Raw genomic sequence first — 22,618 nt, forward strand, 5'->3', positions numbered from 1 at the left:
TCTACATATTACAAGATCAATAACATACAGTGCCGAAATGAACAACCAACATTGTTTTTTAGGATATATAATTATGAGCATAAAAAAACATGGAATAGTTTTATATATTCTATTAGTACCTTTTGTGGGGAAAGCGCAAGAAGTCAAAAATGATATACATTGGTTACATCAAAGTCTGAGTGTAATCGGGAGAACTGACTCTCGCTTTGGACCGAGACTGACTAATGATCTGTATCCTGAGTATACTGCTGTAGGGAGAAAAGATTGGTTTGATTTTTATGGTTACGCTGATTTACCAAAATTCTTTGGTACTGGAAACCATTATGATAAAGGCATATGGGATGAAGGGTCGCCATTATTTATTGAAATAGAACCGCGCTTCTCAATTGACAACTTAACAGGATTAAACCTGGCAGTAGGCCCATTTAAAGAATGGTTTATTGCAAACGACTATGTCTATGATATGGGCGATAATCAGGCATCCCGACAAAGCACCTGGTACATGGGGTTGGGTACAGACATCAATACGGGCCTACCCATAAAACTTTCCGCAAACATTTATGCCAAATATCAGTGGCAAAATTATGCTGCGGCCAATGAAAACGAATGGGATGGATATAGATTTAAAATAAAATATAGCATCCCTCTTACTAATGTATTAGGAGGGCGGTTGGTGTATAGCGGATTTACCAACTTTGATTTTGGTTCAGACCTGGCAGAAAAGACATATAATAATACACGCACCAATGATGCCATTGCATCAAGCCATATCCTTTCACTTATTTATGAACACTGGAAGTTTGCATTTACGCTGCGTTATTTTCATAACGGTGGACAATGGAATTCGGGTGAGGCGCTTAATTTTGGCGATGGCCCATTTGAATTAAAGAATACTGGATGGGGAACGTATACTACTATTGGCTATGAATTCTGAAATGAGTAATACATAAGAAATTTCATTTAATATTGAATTTAAAGTCAGGTGCTTTTTTATCAACCAATCCGTTTAGTTCACCAGCTAAAATAACAGCGGATCCCTTTTCCAATGGGGCCGCTGACCAAAGGAAAAACGATAATGAAAAGTTGCCATTAACGGTGAGGAATCCTCAATGAAGTTGAAAATAATTCAAGTAATTCAAGTTAGTCAAAAGAAGAGAACATATCTGACAATGACGGTATCAGGCATTCAAAGTTGTCCTGATAGTTTCTTAGGTTTACCACCCACAATAATAGACCCGCTTACCGAAACACAAGGGAAATTGACATCCGAATCCGGCTATTTTTTGTGCGGGTAATTCTATAGCAAGGCGCTAACGGTGGCGCTATGATTCGCTTGGGATTGTACATTAAAAGGACAGAGGGATATGGAAATTTCATTACCGGGGGATACAGGGAAACGATGGACTTGCGCCGATTTGTTGAGCAGCTATCGGTTCTGGGGAATGCTCGCTTTTTACTCGTTGCTGTCGATAGTCCATGCCTTAGGCTCCTTATATGGCATCTCTTTCTGGATATCGACGCTACAAATTCCGTCTAAATCTATCGGTATTATCGTCATTAGCAGTCATTTTGGGATCCTGGCGGGCATCATCCTTAGTTGGTTGCTTTGTCGAATTAAAAATCGGTATTCGCTCTTTATTCCCGCGCTTTTAGCACTCATAGGTTCCGTGTTGAGTTGGCTCGTTCACGATGCTTCCGGGAGCATTTTGCTCGCTGTAGGGCAATTTCTGATTGGCATGAGCCAGGGGGTCATTATTCTGCTGATCCCCGTAATGCTTATCGGGGGCGTTAGCAGTGTAGAGACATTCGCTATCGTATTAGGCATTTGTCTGCTGTTTAAATATTTAATCACAGACTTGCTGCCAATGGTTGTCATCATACCAGAATACTTTTCGATAATAGCAATCGCTGTGTCGCTCACCGCATTCCTGTTGCTGCTACCAATAAAAAAAGCGCTGTTCTATGCATCCCCGGCCAAAAGAAGCTCTTCAACCCAACAACCCCGCATCGCGACACCAATCTTCGCGGCGCTGCTGTCGTTATGCATCCCAGTGTATATCGTGTATTGGTTCTTTAAAACCCATCAGCAACTCCAGTTTATCGCCCCTTCTTCCCGACTAATGACTGCACAAGGCGCGGGGTGGCTGTCAGCGCTGGCGCCGTTTGGTAACGCCACGTTATGCATGATGCTCAGTGATGAAATCCACTTGCTGCTATCAGATAAAAAAGAAAATACAGGAATGAAAACGGGCTGGGTGCTATTTTGGGCGCTGCTGCTTCCTCCTGTCGGCGTAGCCATTGTCCAGGCAAAGATGAACCGGGTTATTGCTGTCACCACTGCAGAGTGAATGTCTCCAGAAGCAAATGGTATTGATGACAATGACAGAAGTCAGTAAGCCGGATAAGCGTAGCGCCATCCGGCTATACCTAACTACAGCAGTTGCGCCAGACGGTTGATGTCTGACTGAATGGCCCCGGCGGTCACGTCACGACCAGCGCCCGGACCGCGAATGACCAGCGGGTTATCGCGATACCAGCGGCTTTCGATGGCGAACACGTTGTCGCACGGCAGCAGCGCCGCCAGCGGGTGTTCCGCCCGCACCGCTTCCACGCCGACGCGCGCTTTGCCGTTGGCATCGAAACGCGCCACATAGCGCAGCACCAGCCCCATTTCGCGGGCGGCTTCCAGACGCTGCACCATCTGCTCATTCAGCTCATCGCCATTCTCAAAGAAATGGTCGATCGATCCCTCTTCACAATGCGCAGGCACCAGCGACTCTACACGCACCTGATCCGGCTCGATGTCGTAACCCGCTTCACGCGCCAGAATCACCAGTTTGCGCATCACATCCTTACCGGAAAGGTCAACGCGCGGATCCGGTTCTGTCAGCCCCTGCTGCCACGCCTGATCCACCAAATCGGTAAAGGGAACCGTGCCGTCAAACTGCAGGAACAGCCACGATAACGTGCCGGAGAAGATCCCGCTGATCGACAGAATGGTATCGCCGCTGTCGATCAGATCGCGCACCGTGTGGTTGATCGGCAAGCCGGCACCCACCGTGGCGTTGTACAGCCAGTGACGCCCGGTTTTTTCAAACGCGTCATGGATCTGGCGATACTTATCGCTGGTACTCGCCCCTGCCAGCTTATTGGCGCTGATCACGTGGAAACCGTGGCTGGCAAAATCAAGATACTGATCGGCCAGTTGCTCACTGGCGGTCACATCCAGCACCACCAGATCGTCATACGGGTGCGCACGCATCCACAGAAACAGCGACTCTTCATCTTGCTCAATGGCTTCGTCGTTAAAGAACGCCAGCGCGCGACTGGCATCTAGTCCTTCGTAGTTCAGCAGACTACGACGGCTGTCCACCACGCCTGCCAGTACGAATTCAAAACCGGTACGCGCCGAGAGCGTGCTTTGCTCGCGGGCAAACAGTTCCAGCCAGCGTGAGCCAATGTTGCCTTTGCCAAACAGCATCAGACCGATCCGCTTTTCCGCCCGGAAAATAGACTGGTGCAAGCCCTGAATCAGGCTCTCAGTCGGCCCGGTGCGCAGAACCGCCACCAGACTGATGCCCTCTTCCGACTGCCAGGTAAACTCAACCGGTTGGCCTTTCAGCTGCTGCCAGAAACGGTGGCAGTGCAGCGGGTTACGGGTGACGCCAGCGCCGACCATAGCCACCAGCGCCAGCCCCTGACGCAAACGCAGCTCGCCCGGTAAACCCGCTTCATCGAGGATTTTCAGCGCGCTGTCGGCCACTTCGGAGGTGTAGCAAAACTGCAGCAACTGGCGGTCATTATGAACGCCAACGGCCAACGGACGCACCTGCGCCCGTTTCAGAATCTGTTCGATATCTTTGTATGCCAGCTTAAAATCCTGGCTTGCAGGTACCTGAAACTCAATCAGGCAGACATCATCATGGCTGGTCACGATACGCGCGCCTGTACCGGAGGCCAGCACGCGTTCAATACGGGTGGAACCCTGATCCGGCGTGTAGCTACAGCGCAGTTGCAGGTCGATATCGCTCCCGGAGACTGGCTGCAACGTACGGGCATGCAGAACCGGTGCCGCCAGACGCGCCAGCTCGCTGGCTTCATCCAGACGCAGCAGCGGTAACAGGCAGGCATCTTTCACTTTACGTGGGTCAGCGCTGTAGACCCCGGCCACATCGCTCCAGATAGTGACGCGGGAGGCTCCGGCCAGTGCGCCAATTTGCGTGGCGGAGTAGTCAGAGCCGTTACGGCCCAGCAGTACCGTTTCGCCCGCATTACAGCGGCTGATAAATCCGGTCACCACCAGGCGTTTTCCCGGGTGCTGCGCCAGCAGTTGCTGCAATAATGGATAAGAGAGCCCCTCATCCACCTGCGGCTGCGCGGCGCGCTCGGCGCGTAAGAACTCACGCGCGTCCAGCCATGCGGACGCCAGTCCCTGCTGGTTAAGCACCGCCGACATCAGACGCGCCGACCACACTTCACCGTGCCCGACCACTTCCGCATACACGGCATCGGTCACGCCGCTGTCGAGCAAACCCGCCAGCCGTTCCAGGTCATTGACGAAGGCGCTGAGCAGTTCATCTGCGACCTCTGCCGGTAATAATCCACTGATAAGATCGCTCTGATAGCGACGCAACGTCTGCTGAACCTGATGCGCAGAGAGTCTGTCGGTCTGGCTTAATTTCAGCCAGCTAATCAACTGGTTAGTGGTACTGCCTGCGGCGGAAACCACCATCATATCATCGGGCTGCGAGTACTCCGCCATGATGCCTGCGACACGCAGATAACATTTCACGTCGGCCAGACTACTGCCACCAAATTTATGCAGTTGACGACCCGTCGTCCCTGCCTGCGCAATCACACTCATGTTTACCCCTTGTTTGCAGCCCGGAAGCCATTTTCCAGGTCGGCAATTAAATCTTCGCCATCTTCAATACCTGTGGAGATACGCAGCAACGTCTCGGAGATCCCGGCGGCGGCACGCGCTTCCGGTGCCATGCCCGCATGCGTCATCGTCGCGGCATGAGAGATCAGACTCTCCACGCCCCCTAAGGATTCCGCCAGCGTAAACAAAGACAGCCCGCTCAGGAAGCGGCGCAATGTCTGCTCATCGCCACCCAGTTCAAAACTCAGCATGGCGCCAAAGCCTTTTTGCTGGCGCGCGGCAATCTCATGCCCCTGATTCTCCGGCAAAGACGGATGATACAGTTTTTTCACCAGCGGCTGGGTTTGCAGATAATCAACAATGGCCTGCGCATTGCGTTGAGCCACTTCCATACGCGGCGACAACGTACGCAGCCCACGCAACAACAGATAGCTATCAAACGCGCCGCCAGTTACGCCGATATTATTCGCCCACCACGCCAGTTCAGTCACGGTATCCGGATCTTTGGCAATCACCACGCCCGCCACCACATCCGAGTGACCATTCAGATATTTAGTGCATGAATGCAACACCAGATCGGCACCCAACGCCAGCGGATTTTGCAACGCCGGGCTTAAAAACGTGTTGTCCACAACGCTTACCGCACCAGCCTCACGCGCCAGCGTACAAATTTTCGCAATATCCACCACGCGTAACAATGGATTACTTGGACTTTCCACCAACACCAGTTTGGGTTTTTCTGCCAGCGCGGCCAGCAGAGCCTGCTCATCACCTTGATCCACAAACAGCACACGATAGCAGCCACGTTTAGCCAGGCTGTCGAATAAACGGTAACTGCCGCCGTAACAGTCATGCGGCGCTACCAGCAGATCGCCAGGCTTCAGAAACACCGTCGTCACCAGGTGAATCGCCGACATGCCGGTATTGGTGAGCACCGCGCCTGCGCCGCCTTCAAGCTCTGCCAGCGCGCGCTGGACCACATCACGGGTGGGATTGCCACGTCGGGAGTAATCATGTGCACGAGGTTCATTAAAACCGGTAAAGTTATAGGTGCTGGAAAGGTGAATCGGCGGGACAACGCAACCGTACTGCTCGTCGTCGTTTAACCCGCTACGCACTGCGATGGTGGCCTGTTTACGCGTCATGTTGAGAAGTTCCTGGGCTGAGTCAGTGAAAGTCAGGCCTCAGAGTAATCATTGTTATAATAGACGTCAATACATCTGGACATCTAAACTTCTTTGCGTATAGATTGAGCAAACGGAAAATAGCCGTTAAAATTATACGCATTAGCGCACATCTGCGACGGCTAACTTCGTGTAAGGGCCGCGCCACTACGGTAAACTACGCGCAATTATGGCCTGGATTCAGTTTCCGGCCTCATATTAATGACGAAGAGGATGAAGTATCTCATGGCTGAATGGAGCGGCGAATATATCAGCCCATACGCTGAGCACGGTAAGAAGAGTGAGCAAGTCAAAAAAATTACGGTTTCCATTCCTCTGAAGGTGTTAAAAATCCTCACCGATGAACGTACGCGTCGTCAGGTGAATAACCTGCGTCACGCCACCAACAGCGAACTGCTGTGTGAAGCGTTCCTGCACGCGTTCACCGGGCAACCCTTGCCGAATGACGACGATCTGCGTAAAGAACGCAGTGATGAAATCCCGGAAGCGGCAAAAGAAATTATGCGTGAACTGGGCATCGACCCGGAGACGTGGGAATACTAAATCAGAAAAGAGCGGCGCGGGTTTCACCAGCCGCTTTTTTTAATGGTGTAACAAGGACGTTTACCGATGAAACACGGGCTTCTGATCTTCAGCCTGCTGGTTGCTGTACCCGCTTTTGCCTGGCAGCCGCAAACCGGCGATATCCTCTTTCAAATTTCTCGCTCATCGCAAAGTAAAGCCATTCAACTGGCGACACATTCCGTTTACAGCCACACCGGTATGCTGGTCATGCGCAATAAAACGCCGTATGTCTTTGAAGCGGTTGGTCCGGTGAAATATACCCCGCTGAAACAGTGGATCGCCCAAGGCGAGGAGGGCAAATATATTGTCCGCCGTGTCAGCGGTGGGTTGACCACCGGGCAGCAGCAAAAGCTGGCGCAAGCGACGAAGCATTATCTCGGTAAGCCCTACGATTTCGCCTTTTCCTGGACCGACGATCGCCAGTACTGCTCTGAAGTGGTGTGGAAGGTGTATGACAATACGCTGGGAATGAAAATGGGTCAGCTGCAAAAGCTAAAGGATTTCGATCTCAGTAACCCGGCGGTGCAAGCCAAACTTAAAGAACGCTACGGTAAAAATATCCCGCTGAATGAAACGGTTATCTCTCCACAGGCGGTGTTTGATGCGCCAGGGCTGGAAACGGTTGGGAAGGAGTGGCCACTGCTGTGGTGATGAAACAACAAAGGCAGAGGTTTCCCCCCTGCCTTTCAGACTCATTGCCCCATCATTTTCATAAGGTATTCACGGGTTATTTGCTAATCCCATTGAATTTGTTCAATGTTTCTTCCATTTTGAGCGTTTCTTTACGGTTCAGTGGATAGAAGTAAATCAAAATCACTGCGGCCAAAAACAGGCATAACGCCGGTAAGAGATTCGCCATCGTGTAAATATTTTCCTGCACGATGCTGGTTTGAACAGCACCGCCCGTTGACGAAGATTGATAGCCGATGATAGCCAGCATAAAACCGCCGATGGCCCCTGCACATGCCTGACCCACTTTGCGGGCAAAGAAGTTCACACCATAAACGGTGCCATCCTCACGGTTACCAGTGACATACTGATGATAGTCGCAAACATCAGTCATAAACGCCCAAATCATCAGGTTGAATAACCCGGCCCCCAGCGTCGCAAGGAACAGGAAGACCAGATAGACTTTCGCATCCGTAATGTGGATGAAGTACATAATCAGATACATCACCACCGAAAAGAACAGTGCGCCTACGCTGGCTTCTTTTTTACCAAATCGCTTCGTGAGCCAGGACGCCGATGGCGCCAGCAGAATCAGGGAACCAAAGGTAAACAGTAGTGCGACAGACATTGCTGCTTTATTGTGGAAATAGTCATTAAACAGATAGGTCATATTGGTGCCGGAGAGCCCCTGATTAATAACAATAAGCAGATCAACAACAACCAGAACAATCAACGCCTTATTCCGTAACAATCCCTTCAGCAAAACAGAAACGGGCACGCTCTCTTTCTTTTCCACGCGCACGCGTTCTGTCGTTAAGTGACAGGTCAGTGTTAAAAAGATAAAAGCCAGTATTGAGCAGCCAATCGCAATCCAGAAGAAATGTTGCCCGGAAATAACCTGACTTCCGTCAACAAGAGTTGTATACATCAGAATGGGAATAAAAAAGCCGGTTGCCCCGCCACCAATCGCCGAGCCAATGCTGCGGTAGGTTGAAAGCGAAACACGATCGTCCGGATTCGAGCTAATCGCTGCTGACATTGCACCATAAGGAATGTTAACGGTCGATAACAACGAACCATAAATAAAATAGGAACAACAGATATAGATAATTTTCGCCGTTTCAGAAAATTCATGAACAAACGGCAGAAAAAGAACGACCGAAATGATGCAGAAAGGGTATCTCATGCGACGAACCCAGGGATTAAAACGCCCATAAGCGGTCAGTTTAGACGTATCGCATAAGCGCCCTACGGCGACATCAACAAATGCATCAAAGAGTTTTGTCACAAAATAGAGCGACCCGACAATGACGCCGGAAACACCGAGCACGTTAGTGTAATAAATCATCAAAAAACTATTCACCAACCCAAGAATAAAACAGTTCCCCAGGTCGCCACACAAATAACCAATTTTATCTCTGAATCCGAAAGGCCTAATGGCAATGCTTGCATTACTTCCTATAACATGTTCATCACTAGACATTATGTTAACTCCTTAGGCACGTTATTCACGCGAATTATTCGTACGTCCTGATGGTCAGGGTAATAATAAATCGCGCTACCACTAACTCTATTTTCTATACTCGCCATACTTCAAATTGCATGTGCGTTGGTTGCACTCGCTCGCCCTAATCACTTATTATCGGAATTCACGCCCTTGCGGCGTTATTCGGCTTGTAGTCTCGCGCCTGCATGATCAGGGAAAACGTTGTTCAAGACGCTGATGCGTGTTGAAATGCAATTCGAATGATGTTTTGTATATATAAATGGGATTAACAATTAGAAGTTATAACCAAGGCCAACACGATAACGTGTCTGGCGATCGTCCGTCGTTGTCGTGTTATAACCTGAGGAGACGTTACCAATTTCAACAAACGGAACCCAGGAGCCTATCTTATAAGCAACACGGAAGTTATATTCATAATCTTCTTTTTTGTTATTATACAAATCTTCACTATCAGCAATTTTATAAATGCCGTTTAGTTCAAACATCCAGTCATTGATGTTATAACCGAGCCAGGCTTCTGGACGATAAACCATGCGGTCATCTTTACCGTCAGCGTTTCTACGCGCATATTCCTGACGGTAGCGGAACGCCGTCCACCAGTTGTCATTGATATTATATTGTACGCGAAGGTAAGGCTTATAAATCGTGATATTATCACCCGTTTCAACTGCAATACCTGGCTGCCAGATAAGATCCCGCCAGGTGAATTGATAACTTGCAGTATACTCGTTACCGTTGCTTTCCATATTATTCCACGCATCATTAGATTGCGCATCATCGGAACGTGAAATGGCTTCTACTGCCACACCAAAACCAGTAGCAAAACGGTGAGACATATAAACACGATCATAGTTACGTCCATCGTCATAATATTCATGACGATAATCAACATAACCCGCGTGTGCGGCCGCAGAGAATAATGGAATAAGTAGTAACGCGGACTTTAATTTCATGACCATCCCTTTTTATACAAAATTAAGAAATCAATCCACATGCTTCTCCGAAAAGGAGCAGACAAAAAGGATTTATGAATAATTTTAAATTTCTAAATGATTGTATTTAAGCAGGAGAGATAAAACCTTTTAAATTTTGCCAACAAAAAAAATAAATGGCAAAAACGAAAAGATAAAAACGATGAAGGTCACTAATAGAAACAATTTACCTATAAAATAGAAACGATGTTTTATTTTATAGGTAAATATTATTCATTCAGCAAAGAAATGGGTTTTTCAATTTTAAATCTGCAGACACAAAAAAAGCGCCGTAAGGCGCTTTTTTCTGAGGAGCAAAACTTATTTGCTGCCCGGGATGCTGAAACGCTTGTTGAAGCGGTCAACACGGCCACCGGTTGCAACATCACGCTGCTTACCAGTGTAGAACGGGTGGCACTGGCCACATACGTCCAGGTTCAGATCGTGACCAACGGTGGAGCGGATCTGGATGGAGTTACCGCAAGAGCAGTTTGCAGTAATCATTTCGTATTTCGGGTGAATATCTTTTTTCATGGGAAACCTCAGTTAAGGCCGCGTCGCTCTTCCAGCCCTAACGCCAGACACCACGCGATGTTGATAGTATAGTTTTGACGCAATCAATTTGCATCAAAGGCGGCGAATCATACAGAAATTAACCAGCGTATGCAAACTGATCCGCGCTCCCTTACCACAATGTGTATACTAACCCGCCAGATTTCAAGTCAGGATGATGACATGCCCGTTGCGCACGTTGCCTTGCCCGTTCCGCTTCCCCGTACCTTTGACTATCTCTTGCCGCAGGGCATCAGCGCCAAAGCCGGGTGTCGTGTGCGCGTGCCGTTTGGTAAACAGCAGAAACGCGTTGGGATTGTTGTCTCCGTCAGTGATCAAAGCGAATTACCGCTGAATGAGCTAAAAGCGGTGATCGAGGTGCTGGACGTCGAACCGGTTTTTTCGACCTCGGTCTGGCGTTTACTGCTGTGGGCTGCGGATTATTATCATCATCCTGTCGGCGATGTGCTGTTTCATGCCCTGCCTGTTTTGTTGCGCCAGGGGAGACCCGCCAGCAACGCCCCAATGTGGTACTGGTTTGCCACAGAAGAGGGACAGGCTGTCGACCTCAATAGCCTGAAACGCTCGCCAAAACAACAGCAGGCGCTGGCCGCGCTACGCCAGGGAAAAATCTGGCGTGATCGGGTAGCGGAACTCGAATTTAATGATGCGGCACTGCAGGCGCTACGTAAAAAAGGGCTGAGCGACCTGGCGAGCGAGACGCCCGCCTTCACCGACTGGCGCACGCACTATGCCGTCTCGGGTGAACGCCTACGGTTGAACACAGAGCAAGCCACAGCGGTTGGCGCAATTCACAGCGCATCAGACTGTTTCTCGGCCTGGCTGCTGGCCGGTGTCACGGGATCTGGCAAAACGGAAGTGTATCTCAGCGTACTGGAAAACGTGCTTGCCCAGGGAAAACAAGCGCTGGTGATGGTGCCGGAGATCGGCCTGACCCCACAAACGATTGCCCGTTTTCGCGAGCGTTTTAATGCGCCTGTCGAGGTGTTGCACTCCGGCCTGAATGACAGCGAACGTCTCTCGGCATGGCTGAAGGCTAAAAATGGCGAAGCGGCGATTGTTATCGGCACCCGCTCATCGCTGTTTACGCCGTTTAAAAATCTCGGCGTCATCGTCATTGATGAAGAACACGACAGCTCCTACAAGCAACAAGAAGGCTGGCGCTATCATGCCCGCGACCTCGCTGTTTATCGCGCCCACAGCGAGCAGATCCCCATCATTCTCGGCTCCGCCACACCGGCGCTGGAAACGCTCTGCAATGTGCGGCAGAAAAAGTACCGCATGCTGCGCCTGACCCGTCGGGCAGGCAATGCCCGTCCCGCCATGCAGCATGTGCTCGACTTGAAAGGCCAGAAGGTGCAAGCCGGACTGGCTCCCGCGTTAATCACGCGTATGCGCCAGCATCTGCAGGCCGATAATCAGGTCATTCTGTTCCTTAACCGTCGGGGGTTTGCCCCCGCGCTGTTGTGTCACGACTGCGGCTGGACCGCAGAATGTCCGCGCTGCGATCACTACTACACGCTGCATCAGGCACAACACCATTTACGCTGTCACCACTGCGACAGCCAGCGCCCGGTGCCGCGCCAGTGTCCTTCCTGCGGCTCCACGCACATGGTGCCGGTCGGATTAGGCACTGAGCAACTTGAACAAGCGCTGACGCCCTTCTTCCCGGGTGTACCGATTTCTCGTATCGATCGCGACACCACCAGCCGTAAAGGGGCGCTGGAGCAGCATCTGGCGGAAGTACATCGCGGCGGCGCCCGCATTTTGATCGGCACGCAAATGCTGGCCAAAGGCCACCATTTCCCGGACGTCACCCTGGTGGCGCTACTGGACGTTGACGGCGCGCTGTTCTCCGCGGATTTCCGCTCGGCAGAACGCTTTGCCCAGCTCTATACCCAGGTTGCCGGGCGTGCCGGGCGCGCGGGTAAACAGGGTGAAGTCGTGCTGCAGACACATCATCCGGAACACCCACTGCTGCAAACCCTGCTGCACAAAGGTTATGACGCATTTGCAGAGCAAGCGCTGGCAGAACGGCAAACGCTCCAGCTTCCTCCCTGGACCAGCCACGTTATTGTGCGGGCGGAAGATCATAACAATCAGCAGGCGCCGCTATTCCTGCAGCAGCTGCGCAACCTGATCCAGGCCAGCCCGCTGGCGGATGACAAACTCTGGGTTTTGGGGCCGGTTCCCGCCCTGGCGCCCAAACGCGGCGGCCGCTATCGCTGGCAAATTTTACTCCAGCATCCGTCCCGGATACGGCTGCAACATATCGTCAGCGGCACGATGGCGCTGATCAATACGCTGCCCGATTCACGCAAGGTCAAATGGGTACTGGATGTCGATCCTATTGAGGGATAACCCCCTCATGATGCGAGGAGGATCGAAATATTCAGGACTCATCACACTTTTTATGAAAATTCTGTAACCGCTTCCATTAACTATCTGATAAAAATGATCCTGACATTAGTTTTCCAGGGATAGGTCTGCGCCTGCATGCCCCAGGCGAGGAGAGAGAGTGAAACCGAAGAATCAGGTTGCTGCCGCTACAATGAAAGATGTTGCTCTAAAGGCGAAAGTCTCAACAGCAACCGTGTCCCGCGCGTTAATGAACCCCGATAAAGTCTCCCAGTCGACCCGTAGTCGGGTTGAACAGGCAGCCATGGAGGTGGGGTATTTACCGCAATCGATGGGGCGAAACGTTAAACGCAATGAATCACGCACTATCCTGGTGATAGTTCCGGATATTTGCGATCCGTTTTTCAGTGAAATTATCCGTGGCATCGAAGTGACCGCGGCAAAGCAAGGCTATCTGGTGTTGATCGGCGATTGCGCCCACCAGAATCAGCAAGAGAAAACGTTTATCAATCTGATCATCACCAAACAGATTGACGGCATGCTGTTGCTCGGTTCACGTCTCCCCTTTGACGCCAGTATCGAAGAACAGCGCAATCTGCCGCCCATGGTGATGGCGAACGAATTTGCACCCGAACTGGAGTTGCCAACCGTTCACATCGATAACCTGACCGCCGCCTTTGATGCAGTGAATTATCTGCATGAACAAGGGCATCAGCGTATTGGATGTATCGCCGGACCCGAAGAGATGCCGCTTTGCCACTACCGTTTACAAGGCTATGTCCAGGCATTGCGCCGTAGCGGTATTACGGTTGATCCGCATTATATCGCTCGCGGTGATTTCACCTATGAGGCGGGGGCAAACGCGCTTCAACAACTGCTCGAACTGCCGCAACCGCCTACGGCCGTGTTCTGCCATAGCGATGTTATGGCGCTCGGGGCGCTTTCCTGGGCCAAGCGCCGTGGTCTGAAAATCCCCGACGACCTGTCCATTATTGGTTTCGATAACATTGCGCTGGCGGAATTTTGTGATCCACCCCTGACTACCGTTGCACAGCCACGCTTTGAAATTGGACGAGAAGCTATGCTGTTATTGCTCGATCAACTGCAAGGACAGAATGTCAGCAGTGGTTCACGTTTACTGGACTGCGAGCTTATTATTCGGGGTTCAACACGCGCTTTAACTTAAAGTAAACGCTTTAAGACTCCCCTGTCTGGTCAAAGGCCCGTCGCTTAAGTAACATGGCGGGCTGACGAACGAATAAATACAGCGAAACGATAGTGGCACAACGAGATTATGTACGTCGCGGCCAACCGGCACCTTCGCGGCGCAAAAAGAGCACCTCACGGAAAAAGCAACGCAACATGCCTGCGGTCTCACCAGCAATGGTCGCGATTGCAGCCGCCGTCCTTGTGGCCTTTATCGGTGGTCTGTACTTCATTACTCATCACAAGAAAGAAGAGTCCGAAACACTGCAGGGCCAGAAGGTCGCCGGTAATGGATTGCCGCCAAAACCGGAAGAGCGCTGGCGCTACATCAAAGAGCTGGAAAGTCGCCAGCCTGGCGTACGTGCGCCTACCGAACCCTCTGCGGGCGGCGAAGTCATGAACCCGAACCAGCTCACCAATGAACAACGCCAGTTACTGGCGCAGATGCAGGCGGATATGCGCCAGCAGCCGACACAGCTGAACGAAGTGCCGTGGAACGAGCAGACGCCTGAACAGCGCCAGCAAACGTTGCAGCGCCAGCGTCTGGCCCAGCAACAAGTGCAACAACAACAGTGGACCAATACCCAGCAGGTTCAACAGCCGCGTACGCAACCTCGTGTGACTGAGCAGCCTTATCAGCAGCCGCAGCAGCAAACACGCACAGCGCAGACCGCCCCTGTACAGCAGCCTCGTCAGACGCAGCAACCCAAACAGACTGCGGCCGCACAGCCTTATCAGGATCTGCTGCAAACACCGGCGCACACCACCGCTGCACAGCCGAAAACGCAGCAGGCCGCACCGATTGCGCGAGCAGCGGAAGCGCCGAAGCCAACGACAGAGAAGAAAGATGAGCGCCGCTGGATGGTGCAGTGCGGTTCGTTTAAAGGCGCAGAGCAGGCAGAAACCGTACGTGCACAGCTGGCCTTTGAAGGTTTTGATTCCCGAATTACCACCAATAACGGCTGGAATCGCGTGGTTATCGGCCCTGTGAAAGGGAAAGAAAATGCCGACAGCACCATCAACCGCCTGAAGATGGCGGGTCACACAAACTGCATTCGACTCGCTACTGGGGGTTGAAACCCCCAAAATCCCCCCCATCTATACTTGCATTACGCCCCGTAGACTGTGCGGGGCCAGTATTCTGCATTTGTAACCAAGGGGTCTGCTCGTGACAACAATAGTAAGCGTACGCCGTAATGGCCATGTAGTCATCGCCGGTGATGGTCAGGCCACACTGGGTAATACCGTAATGAAAGGCAACGTGAAAAAAGTCCGCCGCCTGTACAACGACAAAGTCATTGCGGGCTTTGCGGGCGGCACTGCGGATGCCTTCACACTGTTTGAATTGTTTGAGCGCAAATTAGAAATGCATCAGGGCCACCTGGTCAAAGCCGCCGTGGAGCTGGCGAAAGACTGGCGTACCGATCGCATGCTGCGCAAACTCGAAGCGCTGCTGGCGGTAGCGGATGAAAACGCCTCCCTTATCATCACCGGTAACGGTGACGTCGTGCAGCCCGAAAACGATCTGATTGCCATCGGCTCAGGCGGCCCGTACGCCCAGGCGGCAGCACGCGCTCTGCTGGAAAACACCGAGCTCGGCGCGCGTGAAATCGCTGAAAAGGCGTTGGATATTGCAGGTGATATCTGCATCTATACCAACCACTTCCATACCATCGAAGAATTACCGTCTAAAGCGTAAGGATCTCCCATGTCTGAAATGACCCCACGCGAAATCGTCAGCGAACTGAACAAGCACATTATTGGCCAGGACGCAGCGAAACGCTCCGTTGCTATCGCCTTACGTAATCGCTGGCGCCGCATGCAGCTCAACGAAGAGCTGCGCCATGAAGTGACCCCGAAAAATATTCTGATGATAGGCCCAACCGGCGTCGGTAAAACCGAAATCGCCCGTCGTCTGGCAAAACTGGCCAATGCGCCGTTCATCAAAGTTGAAGCGACCAAGTTCACCGAAGTGGGCTATGTCGGCAAAGAAGTTGATTCTATCATCCGCGATCTGACGGATTCAGCCATCAAAATGGTTCGCGTCCAGTCTATCGAGAAAAACCGCTTCCGCGCGGAAGAGATGGCGGAAGAGCGTATTCTTGATGTGCTGATCCCACCGGCGAAAAATAACTGGGGCCAGGCTGAACAACAGTCTGAACCGTCTGCTGCACGCCAGGCATTCCGCAAAAAACTGCGTGAAGGTCAGCTCGATGATAAAGAAATCGAGATCGATCTCGCCGCAGCACCGATGGGCGTTGAAATTATGGCGCCTCCGGGAATGGAAGAGATGACCAGCCAGTTGCAGTCTATGTTCCAGAACCTGGGCGGCCAGAAACAAAAACCGCGCAAACTGAAAATCAAAGATGCAATGAAGCTGTTGATTGAAGAAGAAGCAGCGAAACTGGTCAATCCGGAAGAGCTGAAACAGGACGCAATCGACGCGGTCGAGCAGCACGGTATCGTGTTTATCGACGAAATCGACAAAATCTGTAAGCGCGGCGAATCCTCCGGCCCGGATGTCTCTCGTGAAGGCGTACAGCGCGACCTGCTGCCGCTGGTTGAAGGCTGCACCGTCTCCACCAAACACGGTATGGTCAAAACTGACCACATTCTGTTTATCGCTTCCGGCGCATTCCAGGTGGCAAAACCATCTGACCTGATCCCTGAGTTACAGGGTCGTCTGCCGATTCGCGTTGAGCTGCAGGCGCTGACCACCAGCGACTTTGAGCGTATTTTGACTGAACCTAACGCTTCTATTACCGTCCAGTACAAAGCGTTGATGGCGACCGAAGGTGTGAACATTGAGTTCACCGAAGACGGTATCAAACGTATCGCTCAGGCAGCATGGCAGGTGAACGAAACCACCGAGAACATCGGTGCGCGTCGTCTGCACACCGTGCTGGAACGTCTGGTGGAAGATATCTCTTATGAAGCCAGCGATCTGAACGGTCAAAGCATAACAATTGATGCGGATTATGTGAGCAAACATCTGGATGCGCTGGTCGCAGATGAAGATCTGAGCCGTTTTATCCTATAATCGCGTTCAATGCATTTTCATCATTGTTGATGGGGCTGAAAAGCCCCATTTTTATTGGCGCTAAATATGACTGAACAACAACAAATTAGCCGCTCACAGGCCTGGCTGGAAAGTTTACGACCCAAGACCCTACCGCTCGCCTTCGCGGCGATCATCGTCGGTACGGCCCTGGCATGGTGGAAAGGATTCTTCGACCCGCTGGTTGCTCTGTTGGCATTGATTACTGCAGGGCTGCTGCAGATCCTGTCAAACCTCGCTAACGACTATGGCGATGCCGTCAAAGGCAGCGACAAACCTGACCGCATTGGCCCACTGCGTGGAATGCAAAAAGGGGTTATCACTCAGCAGGAGATGAAGCGGGCGTTGATCGTCACCGTCGCGCTCATTTGCCTGTCCGGTCTCGCGCTGGTCTTCGTGGCATGCAACACGCTGACAGATTTTGTCGGTTTCCTGGTGCTGGGCGGCCTGTCGATTATCGCGGCCATCACCTACACCGTAGGTAACCGCCCGTATGGTTACATCGGTCTGGGCGATATTTCCGTACTGGTGTTCTTTGGCTGGCTGAGCGTCATGGGTAGCTGGTATTTGCAGGCACACTCGCTGATTCCTGAACTCATTCTACCGGCAACCGCCTGTGGTCTGTTGGCAACGGCGGTGCTCAATATCAATAACCTGCGTGACATCAACAGTGACAAGGAAAACGGTAAAAACACGCTGGTTGTGCGTTTAGGCGCGGTCAACGCCCGTCGCTATCACGCCTGCCTGCTGATGGGGACGCTGGTCTGCCTGGCGTTGTTTAACCTGCTCTCTTTGCACAGCCTGTGGGGATGGTTGTTTATTCTGGCGGCGCCGCTTCTCATCAAACAGGCGCGGTATGTGATGCGCGAAATGGAACCGACGGCAATGCGCCCAATGCTGGAACGAACGGTCAAAGCCGCGCTATTAACTAACCTACTGTTTGTGGTTGGCATTTTCTTAAGTCAGTGGCCCGTTTAACTGACAAATATCAATTAACAATTGATGATTTTGCCAACAGTACACATAGCGCGATATACTAAAAATTCTCGCAGCAACTGAACGTTGATCCTATGAAATACGATACTTCCGAGCTTTGTGACATCTACCAGGAAGATGTCAACGTCGTGGAACCGCTGTTCTCTAACTTTGGAGGACGGTCGTCGTTTGGCGGACAAATCATTACGGTAAAATGTTTCGAGGACAACGGGTTGCTGTATGATCTGCTCGAACAAAATGGCCGTGGACGCATCCTGCTGGTCGATGGCGGTGGTTCTGTCCGTCGTGCGCTGGTCGACGCCGAACTGGCGCGTCTGGCTGTACAGAATGAATGGGAAGGTCTGGTCATCTACGGCGCAGTGCGTCAGGTAGACGATCTGGAAGAGCTGGACATTGGTATTCAGGCGATTGCCGCCATTCCGGTGGGTGCCGCAGGTGAAGGCATTGGGGAAAGCGATGTGCGCGTCAATTTTGGCGGCGTGACGTTCTTTTCCGGCGACCATCTGTATGCCGACAATACCGGGATAATCCTTTCCGAAGACCCCCTCGATATCGAGTAAAGAAAATACCGCAATTCGGTGTGATGCCAGTCGGTTAAACAACTGACTGGCAATTTACTTCGATTCTGGAAATCTCCAGACCCTCTTTTTTGCCACTTCACCCTTTCGATTCCCCCATTCAGCGCATTGACGAAGAAAAAACTCTCTCTATACCTAATGATGAATCTCATCACTCTCGTCACGGGGTCATCATGCATATCGATCTGACAGGTAAAAAAGCGCTGGTCACCGGAGCCAGTCGTGGATTAGGGCGCGCTATTGCACTGTCGCTGGCGAAAGCCGGTGCTGATGTTGTTATAACCTATGAAAAATCTGCGGAGAAAGCCCAGGCCGTTGCCAATGAAATTACAGCACTCGGCCGCCATGGCGAGGCTATTCAGGCAAACAGTGCAAACGCTCAGGCTATTCAGAACGCCGTAAATCACACGATACAGTCACTAGGAGGATTAGATATTCTGGTCAACAACGCAGGGATCGCACGCGGTGGCCCGCTGGAGTCGCTGTCACTGGAAGACATCGACGCGTTGATTAACGTGAATATCCGTGGCGTGGTGGTAGCCATACAGGCCGCGTTGCCACATCTCCCTGAAGGTGGGCGAATTATCAATATTGGCAGTTGCCTTGCCAACCGTGTCGCCCAGCCGGGGATTGCTGTCTACGCGATGACTAAATCAGCGCTCAACTCGCTAACCCGTGGCCTGGCTCGTGATCTCGGCCCACGGGGTATTACCGTCAACCTTGTCCATCCCGGCCCAACAGATAGTGATATGAACCCAGCAGATGGCGAACAGGCGGACTCCCAACGACAACTTATTGCGACAGGGCATTACGGTACACCGGAGGATGTTGCAGCGGCGGTGACGTTTCTGGCAAGCCCAGCGGCTGGGCAGATTTCCGGCACTGGTCTGGACGTGGATGGGGGTTTGAATGCCTGAAACTAACGTTGTATCGCGGTAAAACTATGATATTGCCGGATGACGGCTTGCGCTTTATCCGGCCTACATGCTGGTACTCAATTCCTCTGAGGATTAGACTTCTTCCATACGCCCTAAAAGAGCCTGCAGACGATCCTGCCAGCCGTTCTGCTGTTCTCTCAGACTGCTGTTCTCGCGCTCCAGTTCTTCACGCTGGTGCTGTGCAGACTGAACATCTTGCGCCAGGCTGTTGTTCTTTTCTTTCAGCTCTTCAATTTCCATCTGTAGCAGCGTGATGGTATCAATCGCCTGCTGTACTTTTGCTTCCAGTTTCTCAAACACTTCTAATGACATGGTCATACCTCTCCTGAATTGCAAGGCGACGCTTTAATGTAAACGCGCACAACATATAGTGCCGATTGTATGAAGCCCCGTCGCCGCTGTCCAGCGACATACCGCGTAGATCGCGGTTTGCAACACTTTTCATCTTTGTCCTGGTGACATCAATTCAATATCGCTAAAGTGTTAACATATTGGTTAATGAAATGATTCAGCTCACACTCTTGCTTTGTCTCAAAATGCGCTTCATAGCGCGATAACGCTCATTTTGTTGACGCAGTACACACATTTCAATTTCGATATTTCTCGCTTTTGCTCGTTAACGCTAAATTAACAGCATGCCTACAGGGCATCGCGGATGTCAGTGACCTCCTCGCATACAATAAACATTAAACTCTCTTCAGGATCCGATCATGAGTCAAACATCAACCTTAAAAGGCCAGTGCATTGCTGAATTCCTCGGTACCGGGTTGTTGATTTTCTTCGGTGTGGGTTGTGTCGCTGCACTCAAAGTGGCCGGGGCTACTTTTGGTCAGTGGGAAATCAGTATCATCTGGGGTCTGGGAGTAGCGATGGCTATCTACCTGACAGCAGGCGTTTCTGGTGCACATCTGAATCCAGCAGTGACCATCGCACTGTGGCTGTTCGCGTGTTTTGACAAGCGCAAAGTTGTTCCTTTCATTATTTCTCAATTTGCCGGTGCTTTTTGCGCTGCGGCGTTAGTTTACGGGCTCTACTACAACCTTTTTGCCGACTTTGAACAAACGAATCATATCGTGCGTGGCAGCGTCGAAAGTCTCAATCTGGCAGGGACTTTCTCTACTTATCCAAACCCACATATCAATTTTGTGCAGGCCTTCGCGGTTGAAATGGTGATTACCGCTATTCTGATGGGGGTCATTCTGGCACTGACTGATGACGGTAACGGCGTGCCTCGTGGCCCGCTGGCGCCACTTCTCATTGGCTTACTGATCGCCGTTATCGGTGCATCAATGGGTCCATTGACGGGATTCGCGATGAACCCGGCACGTGACATCGGCCCGAAAGCATTCGCCTGGCTCGCTGGCTGGGGCAATATTGCCTTTACCGGTGGCAAAGACATCCCTTACTTCCTGGTACCGCTGTTCGGCCCTATTGTGGGCGCCATTTTGGGTGCATTCGCTTATCGCAAACTGATTGGCCATCATTTACCTTGCGATACCTGTGTCGTGGAAGAGAAAGACGCCACGACGACTTCACAACAAAAAGCTTCGCTGTAATGTGACTACGGGAAAAAAAGATGACTGAGAAAAAATATATTGTTGCGCTCGACCAGGGCACTACCAGTTCTCGCGCGGTCGTAATGGACCACGATGCAAATATCATCAGTGTTTCGCAACGCGAATTTGAGCAAATCTATCCGAAAGCAGGCTGGGTAGAACATGACCCAATGGAAATCTGGGCCACCCAAAGCTCTACGCTGGTAGAAGTGCTGGCGAAAGCAGACATCAATTCCGATCAGATTGCGGCTATCGGTATCACTAACCAGCGTGAAACCACCATCGTCTGGGAACGGGAAACCGGTAAACCAATCTACAACGCGATTGTCTGGCAGTGTCGTCGTACCGCCGACATTTGCGAGCGCCTGAAGCGCGATGGCATGGAAGAGTATGTTCGCAACAATACCGGTCTGGTGATTGACCCGTACTTCTCTGGCACCAAAGTGAAGTGGATCCTCGATCACGTAGAAGGCTCACGTGAGCGCGCCCGTCGCGGCGAACTGCTGTTTGGCACCGTGGATACCTGGCTCATCTGGAAAATGACTCAGGGACGCGTTCACGTCACGGATTACACCAACGCCTCACGTACCATGCTGTTCAACATCCACACGCTGGACTGGGATGACAAGATGCTGGACGCGCTGGACATCCCGCGCGCCATGCTACCGGAAGTCCGTCGCTCTTCTGAAGTGTACGGTCAGACCAACATTGGCGGTAAAGGCGGCACGCGTATTCCAATCGCGGGTATTGCCGGTGACCAGCAGGCCGCGCTGTTCGGCCAGCTGTGCGTAAAAGAAGGGATGGCGAAAAACACCTACGGCACCGGCTGCTTTATGCTGATGAATACCGGAGAGAAAGCCGTTAAGTCAGAAAACGGTCTGCTAACGACCATTGCCTGCGGCCCGACAGGCGAAGTGAACTATGCGCTGGAAGGTGCTGTGTTCATGGCAGGCGCGTCTATTCAGTGGCTGCGCGACGAGATGAAACTCATCAGCGACGCGTTCGACTCCGAATACTTTGCGACCAAAGTGAAAGATACCAACGGCGTGTATGTCGTACCGGCCTTTACCGGGCTGGGCGCCCCCTACTGGGACCCGTATGCGCGTGGCGCTATCTTTGGCCTGACCCGTGGCGTGAACTCTAACCACATCATCCGTGCCACCCTGGAATCCATTGCCTATCAGACGCGTGACGTGCTGGAAGCGATGCAGGCTGACTCCGGTATTCGTCTGCACGCCCTGCGCGTGGACGGCGGCGCAGTCGCTAACAACTTCCTGATGCAGTTCCAGTCAGACATTCTCGGCACTCGCGTTGAGCGCCCGGAAGTGCGCGAAGTTACCGCGCTGGGTGCAGCCTATCTGGCAGGTCTGGCGGTGGGTTTCTGGCAGAATCTGGATGAGCTGCAGGAAAAAGCGGTCATCGAACGTGAATTCCGCCCAGGTATCGAAACCACCGAGCGTAATTACCGTTACAGCGGCTGGAAGAAAGCGGTCAAACGCGCCCTGGCGTGGGAAGATCACGAAGAGTAATGTTGTAATACCGGATGGCGGCTTCGCCATCCGGTAAAACCTTCGCGTG

20 protein-coding genes are annotated in these 22,618 nt (G+C 51.8%); 14 read left to right on the plus strand and 6 right to left on the minus strand.

What is annotated here, in order from left to right; all coding sequences use genetic code 11:
- The first annotated feature begins 73 nt into the window (after window positions 1-73).
- Both P2W74_RS22055 and P2W74_RS22060 read left to right on the plus strand, forming a co-directional pair.
- Entirely contained in the window at window positions 74-934 is an 861-nt protein-coding gene (locus tag P2W74_RS22055) for a nucleoside-specific channel-forming protein Tsx (RefSeq protein WP_276293230.1), read from the plus strand.
- A 430-nt stretch (window positions 935-1,364) separates the two neighbouring features.
- Entirely contained in the window at window positions 1,365-2,348 is a 984-nt protein-coding gene (locus tag P2W74_RS22060) for an MFS transporter (RefSeq protein WP_276293231.1), read from the plus strand.
- A gap of 83 nt (window positions 2,349-2,431) precedes the next feature.
- Here P2W74_RS22060 and metL read toward each other — a convergent pair whose 3' ends face one another.
- On the minus strand, window positions 2,432-4,864 hold the full coding sequence (gene metL, locus P2W74_RS22065) for a bifunctional aspartate kinase/homoserine dehydrogenase II (protein WP_276293232.1): 2,433 nt from the start codon (window positions 4,862-4,864) through the stop codon (window positions 2,432-2,434).
- 2 nt (window positions 4,865-4,866) lie between these two features.
- A complete protein-coding gene (metB, locus tag P2W74_RS22070; protein ID WP_276293233.1) occupies window positions 4,867-6,027 on the minus strand; it encodes a cystathionine gamma-synthase in 1,161 nt (386 codons plus the stop codon).
- A 264-nt stretch (window positions 6,028-6,291) separates the two neighbouring features.
- Between metB and metJ the strand changes: the two genes are divergently transcribed.
- Together metJ and P2W74_RS22080 are read left to right on the plus strand one after the other, a co-directional pair.
- Complete coding sequence (metJ, locus tag P2W74_RS22075; RefSeq protein WP_162380293.1) at window positions 6,292-6,609, plus strand: met regulon transcriptional regulator MetJ; 318 nt, start codon at window positions 6,292-6,294, stop codon at window positions 6,607-6,609.
- Between the two features lie 66 nt (window positions 6,610-6,675).
- Window positions 6,676-7,281 carry a YiiX family permuted papain-like enzyme gene (locus P2W74_RS22080; protein WP_276293234.1) on the plus strand — a complete coding sequence of 202 codons (606 nt, stop codon included), beginning with the start codon at window positions 6,676-6,678 and terminating at the stop codon, window positions 7,279-7,281.
- A gap of 76 nt (window positions 7,282-7,357) precedes the next feature.
- Here the strand turns inward: P2W74_RS22080 and P2W74_RS22085 are convergent, their stop codons facing one another.
- The 3 genes from P2W74_RS22085 to rpmE form a co-directional block, all read right to left on the minus strand.
- A complete protein-coding gene (locus P2W74_RS22085) occupies window positions 7,358-8,782 on the minus strand; it encodes an MFS transporter (RefSeq protein WP_276293235.1) in 1,425 nt (474 codons plus the stop codon).
- A gap of 296 nt (window positions 8,783-9,078) precedes the next feature.
- The gene (locus tag P2W74_RS22090; protein WP_276293236.1) at window positions 9,079-9,759 is read right to left on the minus strand and encodes an oligogalacturonate-specific porin KdgM family protein; all 681 of its coding nucleotides are present in this window, start codon (window positions 9,757-9,759) and stop codon (window positions 9,079-9,081) included.
- Window positions 9,760-10,098: 339 nt separating this feature from the next.
- Window positions 10,099-10,311 carry a 50S ribosomal protein L31 gene (gene rpmE, locus P2W74_RS22095; RefSeq protein WP_103177500.1) on the minus strand — a complete coding sequence of 71 codons (213 nt, stop codon included), beginning with the start codon at window positions 10,309-10,311 and terminating at the stop codon, window positions 10,099-10,101.
- 201 nt (window positions 10,312-10,512) lie between these two features.
- On the opposite strand from rpmE, the gene priA reads away from it, so the two are divergent.
- The 8 genes from priA (at window position 10,513) to P2W74_RS22135 (ending at window position 19,463) form a co-directional block, all read left to right on the plus strand.
- Window positions 10,513-12,711, plus strand: coding sequence for a primosomal protein N' (gene priA, locus P2W74_RS22100; protein ID WP_276293237.1), 2,199 nt, complete (start codon window positions 10,513-10,515; stop codon window positions 12,709-12,711).
- 157 nt (window positions 12,712-12,868) lie between these two features.
- A complete protein-coding gene (gene cytR, locus P2W74_RS22105) occupies window positions 12,869-13,894 on the plus strand; it encodes a DNA-binding transcriptional regulator CytR (protein WP_276293238.1) in 1,026 nt (341 codons plus the stop codon).
- A gap of 92 nt (window positions 13,895-13,986) precedes the next feature.
- Entirely contained in the window at window positions 13,987-14,991 is a 1,005-nt protein-coding gene (gene ftsN / locus P2W74_RS22110) for a cell division protein FtsN (protein ID WP_276293239.1), read from the plus strand.
- 91 nt (window positions 14,992-15,082) lie between these two features.
- The gene (gene hslV, locus P2W74_RS22115) at window positions 15,083-15,613 is read left to right on the plus strand and encodes an ATP-dependent protease subunit HslV (RefSeq protein WP_007369227.1); all 531 of its coding nucleotides are present in this window, start codon (window positions 15,083-15,085) and stop codon (window positions 15,611-15,613) included.
- Window positions 15,614-15,622: 9 nt separating this feature from the next.
- Window positions 15,623-16,954, plus strand: a complete 1,332-nt coding sequence (gene hslU, locus P2W74_RS22120) for an HslU--HslV peptidase ATPase subunit (RefSeq protein ID WP_276293240.1) — start codon at window positions 15,623-15,625, stop codon at window positions 16,952-16,954.
- 66 nt (window positions 16,955-17,020) lie between these two features.
- A complete protein-coding gene (menA, locus tag P2W74_RS22125; RefSeq protein ID WP_276293241.1) occupies window positions 17,021-17,950 on the plus strand; it encodes a 1,4-dihydroxy-2-naphthoate polyprenyltransferase in 930 nt (309 codons plus the stop codon).
- Between the two features lie 92 nt (window positions 17,951-18,042).
- Window positions 18,043-18,528: a ribonuclease E activity regulator RraA gene (rraA, locus tag P2W74_RS22130; RefSeq protein WP_103779966.1), complete on the plus strand. Its 486-nt coding sequence runs from the start codon at window positions 18,043-18,045 to the stop codon at window positions 18,526-18,528.
- 191 nt (window positions 18,529-18,719) lie between these two features.
- Complete coding sequence (locus P2W74_RS22135) at window positions 18,720-19,463, plus strand: SDR family NAD(P)-dependent oxidoreductase (RefSeq protein WP_046493430.1); 744 nt, start codon at window positions 18,720-18,722, stop codon at window positions 19,461-19,463.
- Window positions 19,464-19,556: 93 nt separating this feature from the next.
- On the opposite strand, the gene zapB is transcribed toward P2W74_RS22135, so the two are convergent.
- Entirely contained in the window at window positions 19,557-19,802 is a 246-nt protein-coding gene (zapB, locus tag P2W74_RS22140; RefSeq protein WP_276293242.1) for a septal ring assembly protein ZapB, read from the minus strand.
- 392 nt (window positions 19,803-20,194) lie between these two features.
- Between zapB and P2W74_RS22145 the strand changes: the two genes are divergently transcribed.
- Window positions 20,195-21,040: an MIP/aquaporin family protein gene (locus P2W74_RS22145; protein ID WP_276293243.1), complete on the plus strand. Its 846-nt coding sequence runs from the start codon at window positions 20,195-20,197 to the stop codon at window positions 21,038-21,040.
- Between the two features lie 20 nt (window positions 21,041-21,060).
- Window positions 21,061-22,569 (plus strand): glycerol kinase GlpK, encoded by a 1,509-nt coding sequence (gene glpK, locus P2W74_RS22150; RefSeq protein WP_203361346.1) that lies wholly within the window; start codon window positions 21,061-21,063, stop codon window positions 22,567-22,569.
- The last annotated feature ends 49 nt before the right edge of the window (window positions 22,570-22,618 follow it).

Origin of the sequence: Citrobacter enshiensis, from assembly GCF_029338175.1 — a bacterium.
GTDB classification, from domain to species: Bacteria; Pseudomonadota; Gammaproteobacteria; order Enterobacterales; family Enterobacteriaceae; genus Citrobacter_D; species Citrobacter_D enshiensis.